General features: G+C 63.2%; 17 protein-coding genes. All 17 read right to left on the reverse strand.

Translation table 11 applies throughout. The annotated features are described in order from the left end of the window. Positions 1-8: 8 nt before the first annotated feature. The 17 genes from WQQ_RS20245 to WQQ_RS20330 all read right to left on the reverse strand — a co-directional run bounded on the left by WQQ_RS20245 (position 9) and on the right by WQQ_RS20330 (position 14,132). A complete protein-coding gene (locus WQQ_RS20245) occupies positions 9-671 on the reverse strand; it encodes a hypothetical protein (protein WP_007187123.1) in 663 nt (220 codons plus the stop codon). 51 nt (positions 672-722) lie between these two features. After that, positions 723-1,073 (reverse strand): hypothetical protein, encoded by a 351-nt coding sequence (locus WQQ_RS20250; RefSeq protein ID WP_007187124.1) that lies wholly within the window; start codon positions 1,071-1,073, stop codon positions 723-725. A gap of 42 nt (positions 1,074-1,115) precedes the next feature. Further along, positions 1,116-1,862, reverse strand: coding sequence for an arsenical resistance protein ArsH (gene arsH / locus WQQ_RS20255; RefSeq protein ID WP_007187125.1), 747 nt, complete (start codon positions 1,860-1,862; stop codon positions 1,116-1,118). Next, positions 1,859-2,302: an arsenate reductase (glutaredoxin) gene (arsC, locus tag WQQ_RS20260; protein ID WP_040455222.1), complete on the reverse strand. Its 444-nt coding sequence runs from the start codon at positions 2,300-2,302 to the stop codon at positions 1,859-1,861. Before arsC ends, arsH begins: the two co-directional genes overlap by 4 nt. Before the next feature lie 3 nt (positions 2,303-2,305). Then, positions 2,306-3,364 (reverse strand): ACR3 family arsenite efflux transporter, encoded by a 1,059-nt coding sequence (gene arsB, locus WQQ_RS20265; protein WP_007187127.1) that lies wholly within the window; start codon positions 3,362-3,364, stop codon positions 2,306-2,308. Continuing rightward, positions 3,361-3,861 (reverse strand): arsenate reductase ArsC, encoded by a 501-nt coding sequence (locus WQQ_RS20270; RefSeq protein ID WP_007187128.1) that lies wholly within the window; start codon positions 3,859-3,861, stop codon positions 3,361-3,363. Before WQQ_RS20270 ends, arsB begins: the two co-directional genes overlap by 4 nt. Continuing rightward, positions 3,858-4,298, reverse strand: a complete 441-nt coding sequence (gene arsN2 / locus WQQ_RS20275) for an arsenic resistance N-acetyltransferase ArsN2 (RefSeq protein ID WP_007187129.1) — start codon at positions 4,296-4,298, stop codon at positions 3,858-3,860. Before arsN2 ends, WQQ_RS20270 begins: the two co-directional genes overlap by 4 nt. Further along, positions 4,291-4,761 (reverse strand): ArsI/CadI family heavy metal resistance metalloenzyme, encoded by a 471-nt coding sequence (locus WQQ_RS20280; protein ID WP_007187130.1) that lies wholly within the window; start codon positions 4,759-4,761, stop codon positions 4,291-4,293. The genes arsN2 and WQQ_RS20280 overlap by 8 nt, the downstream gene beginning before the upstream one ends. A gap of 2 nt (positions 4,762-4,763) precedes the next feature. After that, on the reverse strand, positions 4,764-5,099 hold the full coding sequence (locus tag WQQ_RS20285; RefSeq protein WP_007187131.1) for an ArsR/SmtB family transcription factor: 336 nt from the start codon (positions 5,097-5,099) through the stop codon (positions 4,764-4,766). A 640-nt stretch (positions 5,100-5,739) separates the two neighbouring features. Beyond that, positions 5,740-6,165 carry a DUF305 domain-containing protein gene (locus WQQ_RS20290; protein ID WP_007187133.1) on the reverse strand — a complete coding sequence of 142 codons (426 nt, stop codon included), beginning with the start codon at positions 6,163-6,165 and terminating at the stop codon, positions 5,740-5,742. Positions 6,166-6,461: 296 nt separating this feature from the next. Then, positions 6,462-6,821, reverse strand: a complete 360-nt coding sequence (locus tag WQQ_RS25430) for a four-helix bundle copper-binding protein (RefSeq protein WP_040455225.1) — start codon at positions 6,819-6,821, stop codon at positions 6,462-6,464. Between the two features lie 234 nt (positions 6,822-7,055). After that, the gene (locus WQQ_RS20305) at positions 7,056-7,448 is read right to left on the reverse strand and encodes a hypothetical protein (protein ID WP_040455227.1); all 393 of its coding nucleotides are present in this window, start codon (positions 7,446-7,448) and stop codon (positions 7,056-7,058) included. 22 nt (positions 7,449-7,470) lie between these two features. Continuing rightward, positions 7,471-7,755 carry a hypothetical protein gene (locus tag WQQ_RS20310; protein ID WP_007187136.1) on the reverse strand — a complete coding sequence of 95 codons (285 nt, stop codon included), beginning with the start codon at positions 7,753-7,755 and terminating at the stop codon, positions 7,471-7,473. Positions 7,756-7,857: 102 nt separating this feature from the next. Beyond that, entirely contained in the window at positions 7,858-8,235 is a 378-nt protein-coding gene (locus tag WQQ_RS20315) for a hypothetical protein (protein WP_007187137.1), read from the reverse strand. Between the two features lie 68 nt (positions 8,236-8,303). Then, positions 8,304-11,447 carry an efflux RND transporter permease subunit gene (locus WQQ_RS20320; RefSeq protein ID WP_007187138.1) on the reverse strand — a complete coding sequence of 1,048 codons (3,144 nt, stop codon included), beginning with the start codon at positions 11,445-11,447 and terminating at the stop codon, positions 8,304-8,306. Beyond that, entirely contained in the window at positions 11,444-12,826 is a 1,383-nt protein-coding gene (locus tag WQQ_RS20325) for an efflux RND transporter periplasmic adaptor subunit (RefSeq protein WP_007187139.1), read from the reverse strand. Before WQQ_RS20325 ends, WQQ_RS20320 begins: the two co-directional genes overlap by 4 nt. After that, on the reverse strand, positions 12,819-14,132 hold the full coding sequence (locus WQQ_RS20330; protein WP_083844678.1) for a TolC family protein: 1,314 nt from the start codon (positions 14,130-14,132) through the stop codon (positions 12,819-12,821). Before WQQ_RS20330 ends, WQQ_RS20325 begins: the two co-directional genes overlap by 8 nt. Positions 14,133-14,156: the final 24 nt, after the last annotated feature.

Raw genomic sequence — 14,156 nt, forward strand, 5'->3', positions numbered from 1 at the left:
GGAAGCTCCTAAAAATTGATCATGAACATGGACTGGAGGTGGCCATCGATCGTCACGCCAGCCTCAATCCAGAAAGCGGTTGTGCGTCCGTTCTTGAACAGGCGAACCAGTGCGGCCGGTTCGACGCCGTCATAGAGACCGCCGGTGTAGTCGCGAGCCTGCACAAGCAGCCAGGTCGCCAGCCGATCCCAGTCATGCGGATAAGGCGCCCAGCCGAGTTGGAAGGTATCGATGCGGTGCGAGAACCCGTCTTTGGCGTACTGCCAGTCCGTCCTCAGCGAGGAATAGAAGCGCAGGGTTTCGTAGTCGATCTGACCACCCGCGTTCCAGGCGAACTTCCGGCCCGTTGTGTCGCTACTGTCGGCACTGCCGATGCCGCCCCAACCGAAAACATTCGCTTGGGCGCGAGGAAGGTTCCAGCGATGCAGCAGCAGGTTGCCGCGTAGATAAGTGATGTCTCTTGAGAAATCGCCATCGTCGGCATCGAGCCGAAGATTGCCGACGCCAGCAGACCAGCGATAGCTGGGGGCGTAGAACGCCTGTGCTTCCGTCATGGTGCCGGCGCCGTATTCCCCCATCAAAGCCGTGCCGCCTTGATAAGCGATGGGTTTGGCAAAAGCAGGAGCAGTCAGCAAGCAAGCCGACAAGCCCCACACGCGAAACGTGGACATGGTGTCCTCCTAATTGAATTGGAAGGCGCCGCCGCGAAGCGGCGCAGCAGCTCAACTCAGGAGGACGGCAGGGGGCCTTAGCAATCGATCGGGACGTGCCGGTGGCAAAGCCACGACGGCAGGGATTTTCTCGAAACGAGAAAGGACAAAGCCGTCGATCGCCGAGATCGGCGGAGCCAGCGCCGTCAACACGCCGAAGCAATTCGGGTCGCAGTGGCAGTCGCTCTTTTGATCGTCGCAGCACGGCATCTTGGCCGGCATCGAAACGGGGTCATGGCACGGCATAGCCTTCACTGCCGTCTGCTCGGGCATGGCTATCGTGGGTGCCATCGACAGCGCGCTGCCCAGGCCCTCGACGAGGACCACCAGAATCAGCAGCAGGGCTTTGACCAACTTCGGCATGGGGCCAGCTTAGATCATCTCGATTGCCCGCGTGCAGGGACGCTACTGGCGAGCTGTCGCAATAGACGACAGGTCCGTCGTCTGATCAATCGGGCGTCCATCTTCCTTCCGCTCCGAATACCGATCGACGAGCTGGGATGTGTGTGGCCGCAGCAGCACCGTCATCCGAACAAGCTCTTCCATCACGTCGACAATCCGATCGTAGTAAGCCGAGGGACGCATGCGGCCCGCAGCGTCGAATTCCTCGAACGCCTTGGCGACGCTGGATTGGTTGGGGATAGTGAACATCCGCATCCAACGCCCCAGGAGCCGCAGCGTGTTGACGGCGTTGAAGGACTGCGAGCCGCCCGACACCTGCATCACTGCCAGCGTGCGTCCTTGCGTGGGACGCATGCCGCCCATGTTGAGCGGGAGATGATCGATCTGAGCTTTCATTAGGCCAGTGATCTGTCCGTGCCGCTCGGGGCTGCACCAAACCTGTCCTTCCGACCACATCGACAGCTGCCGCAGTTCCTTGACGGCTGGGTGATCGTCTCCAGCAACCTGATCCGGGAGAGGAAGATCGGACGGATCAAAGATGCGGACCTCTGCCCCGAAGAATTTCAACAGTCGCGCCGCTTCTTCCGTAGCCAAGCGGGAGAACGAGCGCTGCCGAAGCGATCCGTACAGCAACAGAATGCGAGGCGGCGGTTCGGTTTGGCCAAGACCAATCGCCGGACGGCGATGAGCAAAGGTTTTGTCCAGTGCTGGCAGATGGTCCGGGTCTGAAAGGTCACGAACGCGCGTCATATCGACTTGCTCGCAACGACACGCTTTCCGGTTTCGTCGATGACGCGTTCGCCATCTTCTTTGGTGAAAGCGCCGCGTTGTTCGGCCGGTAGCAGGTCCAGCACCCGTTCGGAAGGGCGACAGAGCCGAACACCCAGCGGCGACACCACGATAGGCCGGTTGATCAGAATGGGGTGAATCATCATCGCGTCAAGCAACTGCTCGTCCGAAACACTGGGATCATTCAAGCCCAATGTTGCGACCTCGCTTTCTTTGGCTCGCAGCAATTCGCGTGGACTGATGCCCATTCGTTCGATCAGGGATTCCAGCAGCGGCCGAACCGGCGGCGTCTTGAGGTATTCGATGACGTGGGGCTCGATCCCGGCATTGCGGATCATGGCCAAGGTATTCCGCGATGTGCCGCATGCGGGGTTGTGATAGATCACGATGTCAGTGGTCATTGTTCAAGCGACAGCCTTTTCGGAGTAACGGGTGCGCTTCAACCACAGCGCGACATGGACCAGGGCCAGCAGCACCGGCACTTCAACGAGAGGCCCGATCACCGTCGCGAAGGCAACCGGTGAAGCCAAGCCAAAGCTGGCGATGGCAACGGCAATCGCCAGCTCGAAATTGTTGCTCGCCGCAGTGAACGCGATGGCAGTGGTTCGTGGATAGTCGGCTTCGATCATTCGCCCCATCGCGAAGCTGATCGCAAACATGATCAGGAAGTAGATCGCCAGCGGAAGCGCGATGCGTAACGCATCCATCGGCAGCGCGACCAGCTGATCGCCCTTTAGGCTGAACATCGCCACGATGGTGAACAGTAGTGCGATCAACGTCAGCGGCCCGATCTTTGGCAGGAATCTCTGCTCGTACCATGTCGCGCCCTTGGCTTTGAGCAGGATGCGGCGTGTCAGAAAGCCAGCCAGGAACGGGATGCCAAGATAGATCAGCACGGCCTTGGCGACTGTTCCAAATCCCACTTCGATGATCTGGCCGTCCAACCCAAACAGCGGCGGCAGTACGGAGAGGAACAGCCACGCGTAGGCGCTAAAGAACACGATCTGGAAGATCGAATTGAATGCGACGAGACCGGCCACGTATTGGCTGCTGCCGCAGGCGAGCTGGTTCCAGACCAAGACCATCGCGATGCAACGAGCCAAGCCGATCAGGATCAAGCCGGTCATGTATGCGGGCTCATCACGCAGAAACAGAACGGCAAGCCCGAACATCAGCAACGGGCCGATCACCCAGTTCTGAATCAGCGACAGCAGCAGAATCCGGCGATCACGGAACACTTCTGGCAGCTCTTCATAACGCACCTTCGCCAGCGGCGGGTACATCATCACGATCAAGCCGATTGCGATCGGAAGGTTGGTTGAACCGATCGACAGCTGATCAAGCTGCTGAGGCAATCCGCCGATCGTTGTCGCCAACAGAACGCCAACGCCCATTGCCAGGAAAATCCATAGCGTCAGATAGCGGTCGAGAAAGCCGAGCCGTGTCGGAGTTGCAGTGCTCATGATCGGCCCGCTTCTTTGACTTGCTGGAGCATCGCCAAGTGATCGAGTTTGTCGAATGGCAGGCTGGCGAAGATTTCGATGCGGCGCTTCAACGTCACGAAGGTGTCGGTGAAGGCTTGGCGAATCTCGTCTGGCGTGCCGATGACAGCGGCCGGGTCCGGCATTCCCCAATGCGCTGTCATGGGCTTGCCCGGCCAGTACGGACACGCTTCACCCGCTGCCTGATCGCAAACAGTGAAAATGAAATCCAGCGCTGGCGAACCAAGCTGCGCGAACTCGTCCCAGCTTTTGCTGCGAAGTCCCTTGGTAGGAATTCCGCTGCGCTCCAGCAGTTCGAGTGCATACGGGTTTGGCTCGCCCTTGGGGTGGCTGCCGGCGCTGTAGCCAACGAACCGTCCGCTGCTGATCGGAAGGTGGTTCAGGGCGGCTTCGGCCAGAATCGACCGAGCAGAATTGCCGGTGCAAAGGAACAACACGTTGTAGGGGCGATGGCTCACAGCGATTTGCTCATGAAGGTGGAAGATGAAGGGCACAACCCGCTGAACTGCGGTGTTTTCGAGATGGCCGTCGGTGCGCTTGCACGGGATGCGGGGCCATAGCCGAAGCGTTCGAAGTAAGCGCCGGCTGTTGTCGTGAGAAGGTAGAGCACGCGAATGCCGAGTCCACTCGCTAATCTCTCGGCCAAGGTCACCAGCTGGCCGCCCAGGCCGCTGTAGCGCGCGTCGTTCGCAACGACCAGCGAGCGCAGCAAACCGATATCGCCGTAGGGCTCTACTCCAACCGCTCCGACGATGCCCGAGCCTCGCCAGGCGATCAGAAAGCCCGCGAGCCGTGAGGTGTCGAGGTCTTCTGTCGGCAGTTTTTCGGCTTCAAGCAGACGGCGCAGTGCGTCGAAGTCGGCTGGGGTCGCCGACTCGATGCGAATCTCAGCCACAGCACGCGCTCTGAACCTTGATCGGGATCGCGCTGATGCTGACCTTTGGCGTGCAGCAGGCGCTGGCCTTGTCGGCCTTCACCGCGGCAGTGCCGAACACCGGAATGTCACCGAGCGTGTGAAACGTCTCCCACGCGATGCCCTGCGGGTCTTCGATCCAGTGCTTGTCCGATTTCGCGTAGCAGCAGGCCGCCCCCATTTCCTCGACGGCGGCGATATCAGCCTGCTGCGCCTGCTCACGGAGCTGGGTCAGCTCGTCGCTGGTATCGACCTGGAAGCCAAGATGGTTGAGCCCGGCTTTACCTTCGCGAGTGGAGATCGCGAAGTTGATGCGCGGATCGTCGAGCATCCATTTGGCGTAGTCCGACTTGGCCACTGTGGGCTCGACGCCGAATAGCTTCGAGTAGAAACCGATGCTTTGCCGCAAGTCCATCACTGAGACGTGAACGTGGAATCGCTTCATGGTCAGCATTCCTTGCAGGTTGCTGGAATTGCGCAATCGACGGGTGCTGCCGCACTGCCTACGCAGCAGTTTTCGGTTAAGTAGGCCAGGAGGGCGTTCATAGCCTTGAAGTCCGGGGCGTAGTAAACGAACCGGCCTTCCTGCCGGGACTTGAGCAGGCCTGCGTTGCTCAGTTCCTTCAGGTGAAAGGACAGGTTGTTGGGTGCCACACCGAGGCGTTCGGCGATCTCGCCCGCCGGCATGCCGTCCGGCCCTTTCTCAACGAGAAGTCGGAACACGGACAGGCGGGAGGCCTGGGCCAGCGCGGAGAGGCGTGTGACGGCGGTATCGATCTTCATGCTTCAAAGACTATTGAAGTGTCTTTGACGTGTCAATAGCCATTGAAATATTGAATTAATTGCCTGGGTGCGACTGCGCCCCATTACGCGCTACATCAAACGTATTTCGCGAAGAACTGCCTACGGGGAGGGAGATTCGCTGCCCATTTGGATGCGAGTCACTGATCAACTCAACTAGATCGCGTGTTCACATCGAACGCGATTGAGCGATCACATTCGAGGCGATCGAGTGCGTGCGAACGTAGCGCGCGCGCAGCCAAGGGGCCACCGGCATTGTGGTCCCCGCTCCAGCCCAGATCCACGAAGTCTCCATCCGTCAACTCCAGCCGCTCTCGGCGAAGGACGAGCCTGGGGGCGGGTCGCAACAGGGTCGCGATGGTTTGCAGATGCGCGCCCGGCAACAGGGGGTGTGGCCGGAAACTGCTTTGCAATATCTGACCATAGCGCTGTCCGCGCTGCGCCGGCTTGAGGGAATCCGTTCGCATGGCTTTTCGACTCTGGGCGGTTTCCGTGCGCATAGTGAAATTCACCTTTAGACGAGACGATTGCGAGCAGTCGCACCAATTCCTCGGGTTAAGGCCGGCCCGACAGCATCATGCCGTCCGGACCGGCAGCCGACTTACATCATCTCTGCACCACGCTATTTCGGCTTCTTGTGCGCCGCCAACCAGCGATCCAGCTCGGCGATTTCCTTTTTCTGCGCGACGATGATGCTCTTGGCCATCTTTAGCATGTCCGCATCCTTCCCCTTCTTGAGCTGGGCTTCGGACATATCGACGGCCATCTGGTGGTGCTTGCGCATGTTGGCTGCGAAGTCATAGTCCGCGTCACCGGTCATGGACATGCCGTCCATATGCTTCATGCCACCCATATCCTTCATGCCTTCGCCGCATTTGCCTTCCGCGGTCTTGGCGGTTTCGGCCGCGGCCAGTTGGTAGCCCTTGCCAAGGTCGGTGGCTTTGAATACTGAGGACTGATCCGCACTGGCAGGCGCGCCGGCGAGCGCAAACACTGCGCCCAGTGCGAGCGCAATAGGTTTCCTGGTGAATCGATTCGACTTATTCATGCTGACTTCTCCATTGGTGATATGACCCGTTTGGGTCGTAGCAAACTAATTTGCAAAAAGTGGTGTCAGCGCGACTCCTGTGGGGTCCGCACCTCTTGGCTATGCTTCCTGGCGATGCCACCACGCGTCGGCGAACAGGCCCAGCGACAACAAAGCCAGGACCGTGGCGTCTGCGAACAGATGCGTAGAACTCAATCCCAGCAGCGGACCGAATAGATCTGCGATCCAGGCTCCGAGCAGAGCCACGAATGCGGCAAACCACAAAAGTCGCGCGCACCGCACTGCGAAGGCGGGGCTCATGCCGCTACCCCTCGAGGCGGGACGGTGAAGCGAAGCACTTGCAGGCAGCTCTGGGCCAAGACCTGGCAAATCTGGACACAGTCCTGCATCCCGGACACTTCTTGGAGTGTCTCGGCAGAGGCGCGGCTGACCGTCGCGCAGGCCTGAACTACGGTGTGCCGCTCAGGTGCCCTGGCCATCAGAAAGTGCGCAGTCACCAGGCTGAGTTCCGCACAGTTCAATAGTGTCGCGGCTGGGTCCGTGCCGACCCGAACTTCCGCCCCTTTCGGTCGCAGTGCAGCCTCGGAACACAGGCGTTGGCATTCGAGGCAGGCCTCGATGCAGAGCTGGATAGAAGGCGCTTCGACATCGGGCATGGCGGTCACTCCGACTTTTACGGTTGTTCGTTCGCGATATCGGGGCAGTTGGCATGCCAGCACGGGAAGGGCTTTCTGCGTCAGCGTCTTACAGCCGTAAACCCTGGATAGTCGTCCATTCAGAAAGCGTGGGATTTACAGGTCTGTGGACGCTTCTCCATGCAGACTGCAACTCTTGGCTCAGCGAGTTGGGGCGGAAGGAAACGGGGCGCCCTCTGGCGCCCCGTTCGTCTACTAGTGACCTGCTTGACGCCGACAAGGCTCAGCAGCGAAACGTCCCGGGTCCTTCACCGCCATGACGGCTTCGTAGGAACCGGGCGACGTCGAGCGGGTCGGGCAGCCCTCGTGTTCGACGCCGGCCTTCGGGCCCCAGTGCGCGGGGTCCTTGACGGACATCACCGCTTCGAACGACCCCGGAAGTCCCTCGCTGCGCGGCGATATTGGGGCATCCCCGGCAGCTTTAGGACCGTAGTGGCCCGGGTCCTTGACGCTCATGAGGGCCTCGAAGCTTCCGGGCACGGGGAATTCTTGTGCCGGTTGCGCCCAGGCGCCGGTGGAGGCAGCTCCGAGCAGCGCGGCGGCGGCCATGGAGCGGGTGAGACGAGTAGCAAGCAGATGGGTGTTCATGATGATCTCCTTGAGAGGAAACTTAGGGGGCGGCTGGGATCGTGCCCCGAGGGCCGACCCAGCTCGTCGGTTGGGTCTGCGGCGCGGTGTCGCAGGGCGCCAGGAAGGCGACTTCGACACGGCGCTTGTTGGCGCCGTCCCAGAGCTGCCGCGTAACCGCCGGTGCCGGGCAAGGCATGGCCGGCGTGCTGGCGGAAAGGGAGTTACGAGGGCCGTAGGTCGGCGCGGCTTGTGCCGCCTGGACCAGGCTGATGATCGTGACCAGGCTCAGGCCGAGCCGGCGGATCTGGATGACTGCAGTGTTCATGGATGACCTCTTCGGGCAACAGGAATGCAAGGCATGACGGGCATGCCGGTCTTTGTTGTCGAGGTGAATCCAGGCCCGCGCTGGTGCGAGCCCTCGCCGCTCCTACAGTCGCAGGCGGGCCGTCACCAGGTAGGTACGGGTTCCGGCGAAGCGCGGCGGCGTGCCGGGGACCGTCAATGGCGGTGGATGCCAGACCCAGTCGGGCGCAAGGCCGGACAACCGCGGCAGCAGAGCGGGAGGTTTGTCGCCGGAGAAGTTTGGCAGCGCGTCGGCTTCGGCGTCCTTGACCTGTGCCTGCAGGGCGACAACCTGCTTGCAGCATTTGCCGACGCCGCTGCTGACGTGCGGACATGGCGCCATGACGTCGGTGCAACAGCAACGCTGCTGCATGGATTCGGCGTCATGGGCACAGGCCAGCGCGACCCGCCACGGCAACAGCGTCGCCAAGATGACCAGAACGGCCCAGACTCCTCGGCGCACGCGATTGCTCCTGCCCGGTCTCATGGATTTGGACCCGGCTGCGGCGTTGCCGTTCCGGCGAAGGTCTGTCACCGGCGCCCTTCCGTCGGCAGCCGATGTCCGCGAATCAGCAGGTATGCCGCCGGCAGCACGATCATCGACAACAAGGGAGCGGTGATCATGCCGCCCACCATCGGCGCCGCGATGCGCTGCATGACCTCGCTGCCGGCACCCGCGCCGATGAACAAAGGCACCAGGCCCGCGACGATGACCGCCACAGTCATGGCTTTCGGGCGTACACGCAGCACGGCCCCCTCGATCAGGGCCTCGCGCAGGTCGGCTTGGGTGCGCATCTGGCCACGCTCCTGCCGCTCGCCGATGGCGTTGTCCAGGTAGATCAGCATCACCACGCCGAACTCTGCGGATACGCCGGCCAAGGCAATGAAACCGACACCGGAAGCGACCGACAGGTGATGGCCCAGCAGGTAGATCAGCCAAAACCCGCCAACCAGGGCGAAGGGCAGCGTGGCCATGATCAACGTCGCCGAAGCCGCGCTGCGGAAGGTCAGATACAACAGCAGGAAAATGATCGCCAGCGTGAAGGGCACGACGACCTGCAGGCGCTTGGTGGCCCGCTCGAGATACTCGAATTGTCCCGACCAAGCGACCGAGTATCCGGCCGGCAGCTGCACCTGCTCGGCCACGGCCTTGCGCGCCTCGGCGACGTAACCCCCGAGGTCACGGCCACGGATGTCGACATAAATCCAGCCGTTCGGTCGAGCGTTCTCCGACTTGATCATGGGCGGACCATCGGTGATCTGTACTGTCGCGAGACTGCCCAATGTGATGGTCTCGCCGCGCATCGTCACCAGCGGCAGGTCTCTGAGGTCCTGCACCGAATCCCGCAGCGCCCGCGGATAGCGCAGGTTGATCGGAAAGCGCTGCAGCCCCTCAACCGTCTCGCCGATGTTCTCGCCGCCGATCGCCAGGGAGACGAAGCGCTGCACATCGGCGATGCTCATGCCGTAGCGGGCCGCCGCGAGGCGGTCGGGAACGACCTCGATGTAGCGTCCGCCGGAAACCCGCTCGGAGAAGGCCGAGACAGTACCGGGCACCTGCTTCAACACGGTCTCGATCTGGGCACCGACTCGCTCGATCACCGCCAGATCGGGCCCCGCGATCTTGATGCCCACCGGCGACTTGATGCCGGTCGCCAGCATGTCGATGCGGTTGCGGATCGGCTGGACCCAGAGATTGCCCATGCCCGGAATCTTCAACGCCGCATCCATTTCCTCGATCAACTTTTCGGTGGTCATGCCGTCCCGCCACTCCGAGCGAGGCTTGAGCCGGACCGTGGTCTCGACCATCTCCAGCGGCGCCGGGTCGGTCGCCGACTCGGCGCGTCCGATCTTGCCGAAAACCCGCTGCACCTCGGGAAAGGTCTTCAGGATGCGATCGGTCTGCTGCAGCACCTCGGCGGCCTTACCGACGGCAAGGCCCGGCAGCGCGGTCGGCATATACAGGAGGTCGCCCTCGTCCAGTGGTGGCATGAACTCGCTGCCGAGCCGCGTGGCTGGCCATAGCGTCGCCAGGGCAGCGAGCAGCGCGATCACCAGCGTCGCACGGGGGTACGCCAGCACCTTGTCGATCACCGGTCGATAAACCGCAATCAGCGCTCGATTCAGGGGATTGGCGGTCTCGTCCAGGATTCGGCCCCGGATGAAGGCCACCATCAGGACGGGGATCAGCGTGACCGACAGAGCGGCTGCGGCCGCCATCGCGTAGGTCTTGGTGTAAGCCAGGGGCGCGAACAGCCGACCCTCCTGGGCCTCCAGGGTGAAGACCGGCACGAAGGACAGGGTGATGATCAGCAGCGAGAAAAACAGTGCCGGCCCCACCTCGCCGGCAGCAGCCGCCATCAGTTCTAGCCTCTCTGCCCCGGCGGGGTCCCGCCCCTCATGCGCGTGTCGCCACTGCTCCAGCTTCTTATGCGCGTTCTCGATCATGACCACCGCCGCGTCCACCATCGCACCGACGGCGATGGCGATGCCGCCCAGCGACATGATGTTGGCGTTGATGCCCTGGGCGTGCATGACGATGAATGCCGCCAGGATGCCAATCGGCAGGGTAATGATGGCTACAAGCGCCGAGCGTAGGTGCCAGAGAAACAGTGCGCAGACGAGCGCCACGACCAGAAACTCCTCCAGCAACTTGTGCGACAGGTTCTCCACGGCACGGTCGATCAGCGCTGAGCGATCATAGGTCTCCACGACTTCGACACCCTCGGGCAGGCTGGCCTTCAGGGTTTCGAGCTTCGCCTTGACGGCCTCAATCGTCGATTGGGCGTTCTCGCCAGAGCGCAGCACGATCACGCCGCCAACGACCTCGCCCTCCCCGTCCAGTTCAGCGATGCCTCGCCGGGTCTCCGGGCCGATCTGCACGGCCGCGACATCGCGCAGCAAGATCGGCGTGCCGTTGTCTCCGAGTCCCACGGGAATCTCGCGGAAGTCGTCGAGCGACTTCAGATAGCCCCGCGCGCGAACCATGTACTCAGTCTCAGCCAGCTCCAGAACCGAGCCACCCGATTCGCCATTGGCGGCCTGCACCGCGGCGATGACCGTGTCCAGAGGCAAGCGATAGGCACGCAGCCGGTCCGGATCGAGCACAATCTGGTACTGGCGGTTGAAGCCGCCGATCGTGGCGACCTCGGCCACGTTCGGCACTGTCTTCAGTTCGTACTTGAGAAACCAGTCCTGCAGTGCGCGCAGCTGGCTGATGTCGTTCTTTCCCGTGCGATCGACCAAGGCGTACTCGTAGATCCAGCCGACCCCAGTGGCGTCGGGCCCCAGCGCCGCGCGCGCCGTTACCGGCAGCCGGCCCTGGACCTGCGACAGGTATTCCAGCACGCGAGACCGCGCCCAGTAGAGATCGACGCCGTCTTCGAACAGCACATAGACGAAAGACTCGCCGAACAGCGAGTAGCCGCGGACCGTCTTGGCGTGCGGCACTGACAACAGCGTCGTGGTCAGTGGATAGGTAACCTGGTCCTCCACGACCTGCGGCGCCTGCCCTGGATAGACGGTCCGGACGATCACCTGCGTGTCGGACAAATCGGGAATCGCGTCGAGCGGCGTACGCGCCGCCGAGTACAGGCCCCAGGCTGTCACCAACAGCGTGGCCAAGAGCACCAGGAAGCGGTTGTGGACCGACCAATGGATCAAGCGGGCGATCACGGCGCCGGCTCCGGGGCCATGGTCGCCTCATCCGTGGTTGCCGGGCCGCCCATGCGCTGGTAGGCGCCGCGCAGGCTGGCCTCGGAGTCCAGCAGGAACTGGCCGGATACGACCACCTGCTGCCCTTCGGAAAGGCCCGACAGGATCACCGTCTGGTCCTGCCGCTCGGGGCCCAGCTCCACGTGAACCGGCCGGTAGCGGCCGGCGGCCTCGGCCACCAATACCACGCTGCGATCGCCGGTACGGATGACGGCCTCGCTCGGGACCATGACGACGTCGCGCTTCGCCCCCCCGAAGAGGGTTACGTCGGCGAACATGCCGGGCTTGAGTGCCAGGTCGGGATTGTCGAACACCAGGCGCACCTTCAGCGTCCGGGTCTGGGTGTCGAGCATCGGGTACACATAGTCGACGACGCCTTCGAACACGCGATCAGGCTGGCTCTTCAGGCGCGCCTCCGCGGTTCTGCCTACGGCAACCCAGCTGGCCTGCGTTTCGGGCACCTCGACCAGGATCCAGATGCTGGACAGGTCGGCGAGCTTCATCAGAGGCATGCCCGGGGTCACCTGCCCTCCTTCGCGGACCATCAGCTCGGTGACGACGCCGGCTTGCGGCGCCACGATGCCTACTTGGCGCTGCGGACCACCCGAACCGCCTCCAACGCCCAGTAGGTTGAGCCGGGTCTTGGCGGCATCGATGAGCGTTGGATCGCCCAGTTTGCGGGCCAGGGCCAGTTCCTCTTGTGCCGCTAGAAGGTCGGGGGCATAGACTCCCGCCACGACCTGACCGCGACGCACGGTATCGCCGACGGCCCGGACTTCCAGGCGCTCGACCCAGCCGGCGGCGCGGGCTTCTACCGATACGATGCGACGCTCGTCGACCGCGACACTACCGACGGCATCGATACGCTGCCAAAAAGTGCCGCGTTCGACCGGTGCGGTGCGCATACCCAGGTTCTGGGCCATGCGCGGGTCGATCTCGATCGTCATGCCTGCGCCGTCTGGCGTGGCCGACCCCTCGGCATACTTCGGCAGCAGATCCATGTCCATGAAGGGCGATTTGCCGGGCCTGTCGAAATGCACCTCCGGCTTCATGGGGTCGTACCAGTACAGCACCCGGCGCTCGGCTGCAGAGTTCTTGACCGGCGTGGCGGCAGGCTGGTCTTCCCGCTTCACCAGCTTCATGCCGCAAATCGGGCAGTTGCCGGGATGGTCCTGGCGCACCTGCGGATGCATCGGGCAGGTCCAATACGCTTGGCCCTGGGCATCCATCTTCTTCACCAGCGTATGGCTGTGCCCGGGCCGCTCCTGCGCGTACCACCAGCCACCGCCGGCGGCCGCCGCAAGCACGAGGGTCAGAGCAATCAAGATCTTCTTATTCATGGTTTTGGTCTCCGGCACCCGAGGCATCCTCGAAGGCACCGAGATAGCTGAGTTGGATGTAGTGCATGGCCAGGTCGGACTGCAGGTCCAGGCGAGCCATTTGCAGTTCCAGGGCGCCACGACGAGCGTCGATCACATCGCGCAGCAGCCCACGTCCCGACCGCCAGCCCGCGAGCGAAGCGGTGACTCGATTTCCGCTCTGCGGAAGCAGGCCCTCGTCGTAGGATTTCAGTCGCGTCGTCAGCCGCTCCCAGTCCTGGTGATTGAGACGGGCTTCCGACAGTAACTGCCGACTGGCGTCGTCGATCGCGGCCGCGGCCGCCTCCTGCTGGGCCCGGGCCGCGGCGACAGCGCGATCCTGGCGGTTGCGGGTGAAGACCGGCAGATCGATGCCTACCTGCAGCATGGCCATCTCCGAGAACTCGGGCCGATAGCCGTAGCCGACTTCCACGCGCCAGTCCGGTTTGTAAGCGGCGGCGGCCAGATCGGCGTTGGTCTGGGCCATGGCAACCTGGGCCGCGGCACCGGCCAGGTGCGGATGCTGCCGCACGCGTTCCAGCACGACTTCCAAAGGGGGCAATGCCGGCAGCACAGGCAGATCCGCAGTCACGGGACGGAACGCTTCGTCACCGATCCAGCGGGACAGCCCATTGCGGGCGTGCGCGATGCTCTGCTCGGCGGCTGCGACAGCGTCCTTCAGGCGGTCCGCTTCCTGGCGCGCGGTCAGGAATTCGGCTTGCGTGGCACCGCCGGTACGCAGCGCGATCTCGACGATCTGCATCTGCGTCTCGGCCTCCCGCAGGCCGTCGCGCGTCAAGCGCAGGGTCCGGTCGTACTTCCATGTCTGCAACCAGGCCAGGGCCGCGTCCCGCCGAACGCTGCGCCAGGCCAGGTGATGCTCGGCCTGGAGGCGCCCCGCTTCACGTTCGGACAGCTCACCCCGCAGGCGGCGCTTTTCCGCCCGCGGAAATTCCTGCATCAGGCCGGCTTGGATCTGCGTGTCGGAGTCGCGCCGCAGGGACCAGGCGTCGGACGTGTTGACGGGAACATCCTGAATACCGGTCACGAGCTGTGGATCCGGCAGCTGGCGCGCGGCGACTGCCGTTTCCAGCGCGGCGCTTGCCTGCGCCTCCAGGCCGATCAGGATGGGTTGGCCGGACACCGCCAGGCGCTCGACTTCACCGAGCGTCAGCGCGGCGCTGTCGGTTTCGGCCCAGGACGGCAGGACGGCAGCCGCCAGCACGACCGCGGCGACCGCCGACGGCCATCGGTACCGCGCAGGTGCGCGGCTACACAAGGGATACATGCACTCTCTCCACGAAAGGGCCGC

Origin of the sequence: Hydrocarboniphaga effusa AP103, from assembly GCF_000271305.1 — a bacterium.
Classification (GTDB): domain Bacteria; phylum Pseudomonadota; class Gammaproteobacteria; order Nevskiales; family Nevskiaceae; genus Hydrocarboniphaga; species Hydrocarboniphaga effusa.

What these genes read in the sequence shown, in the direction of transcription:
- WQQ_RS20290 (WP_007187133.1), bottom strand. Translation starts at nt 6,165, where the DNA reads ATGAATAAGTCGAATCGATTCACCAGGAAACCTATTGCGCTCGCACTG.
- arsC (WP_040455222.1), bottom strand. Translation starts at nt 2,302, where the DNA reads ATGACCACTGACATCGTGATCTATCACAACCCCGCATGCGGCACATCG.
- WQQ_RS20285 (WP_007187131.1), bottom strand. Translation starts at nt 5,099, where the DNA reads ATGAAGATCGATACCGCCGTCACACGCCTCTCCGCGCTGGCCCAGGCC.
- WQQ_RS20280 (WP_007187130.1), bottom strand. Translation starts at nt 4,761, where the DNA reads ATGAAGCGATTCCACGTTCACGTCTCAGTGATGGACTTGCGGCAAAGC.
- arsB (WP_007187127.1), bottom strand. Translation starts at nt 3,364, where the DNA reads ATGAGCACTGCAACTCCGACACGGCTCGGCTTTCTCGACCGCTATCTG.
- WQQ_RS20325 (WP_007187139.1), bottom strand. Translation starts at nt 12,826, where the DNA reads ATGAATAAGAAGATCTTGATTGCTCTGACCCTCGTGCTTGCGGCGGCC.
- WQQ_RS20310 (WP_007187136.1), bottom strand. Translation starts at nt 7,755, where the DNA reads ATGAACACTGCAGTCATCCAGATCCGCCGGCTCGGCCTGAGCCTGGTC.
- WQQ_RS20245 (WP_007187123.1), bottom strand. Translation starts at nt 671, where the DNA reads ATGTCCACGTTTCGCGTGTGGGGCTTGTCGGCTTGCTTGCTGACTGCT.
- WQQ_RS20330 (WP_083844678.1), bottom strand. Translation starts at nt 14,132, where the DNA reads ATGTATCCCTTGTGTAGCCGCGCACCTGCGCGGTACCGATGGCCGTCG.
- WQQ_RS20305 (WP_040455227.1), bottom strand. Translation starts at nt 7,448, where the DNA reads ATGAACACCCATCTGCTTGCTACTCGTCTCACCCGCTCCATGGCCGCC.
- arsH (WP_007187125.1), bottom strand. Translation starts at nt 1,862, where the DNA reads ATGACGCGCGTTCGTGACCTTTCAGACCCGGACCATCTGCCAGCACTG.
- WQQ_RS20250 (WP_007187124.1), bottom strand. Translation starts at nt 1,073, where the DNA reads ATGCCGAAGTTGGTCAAAGCCCTGCTGCTGATTCTGGTGGTCCTCGTC.
- WQQ_RS25430 (WP_040455225.1), bottom strand. Translation starts at nt 6,821, where the DNA reads ATGCCCGATGTCGAAGCGCCTTCTATCCAGCTCTGCATCGAGGCCTGC.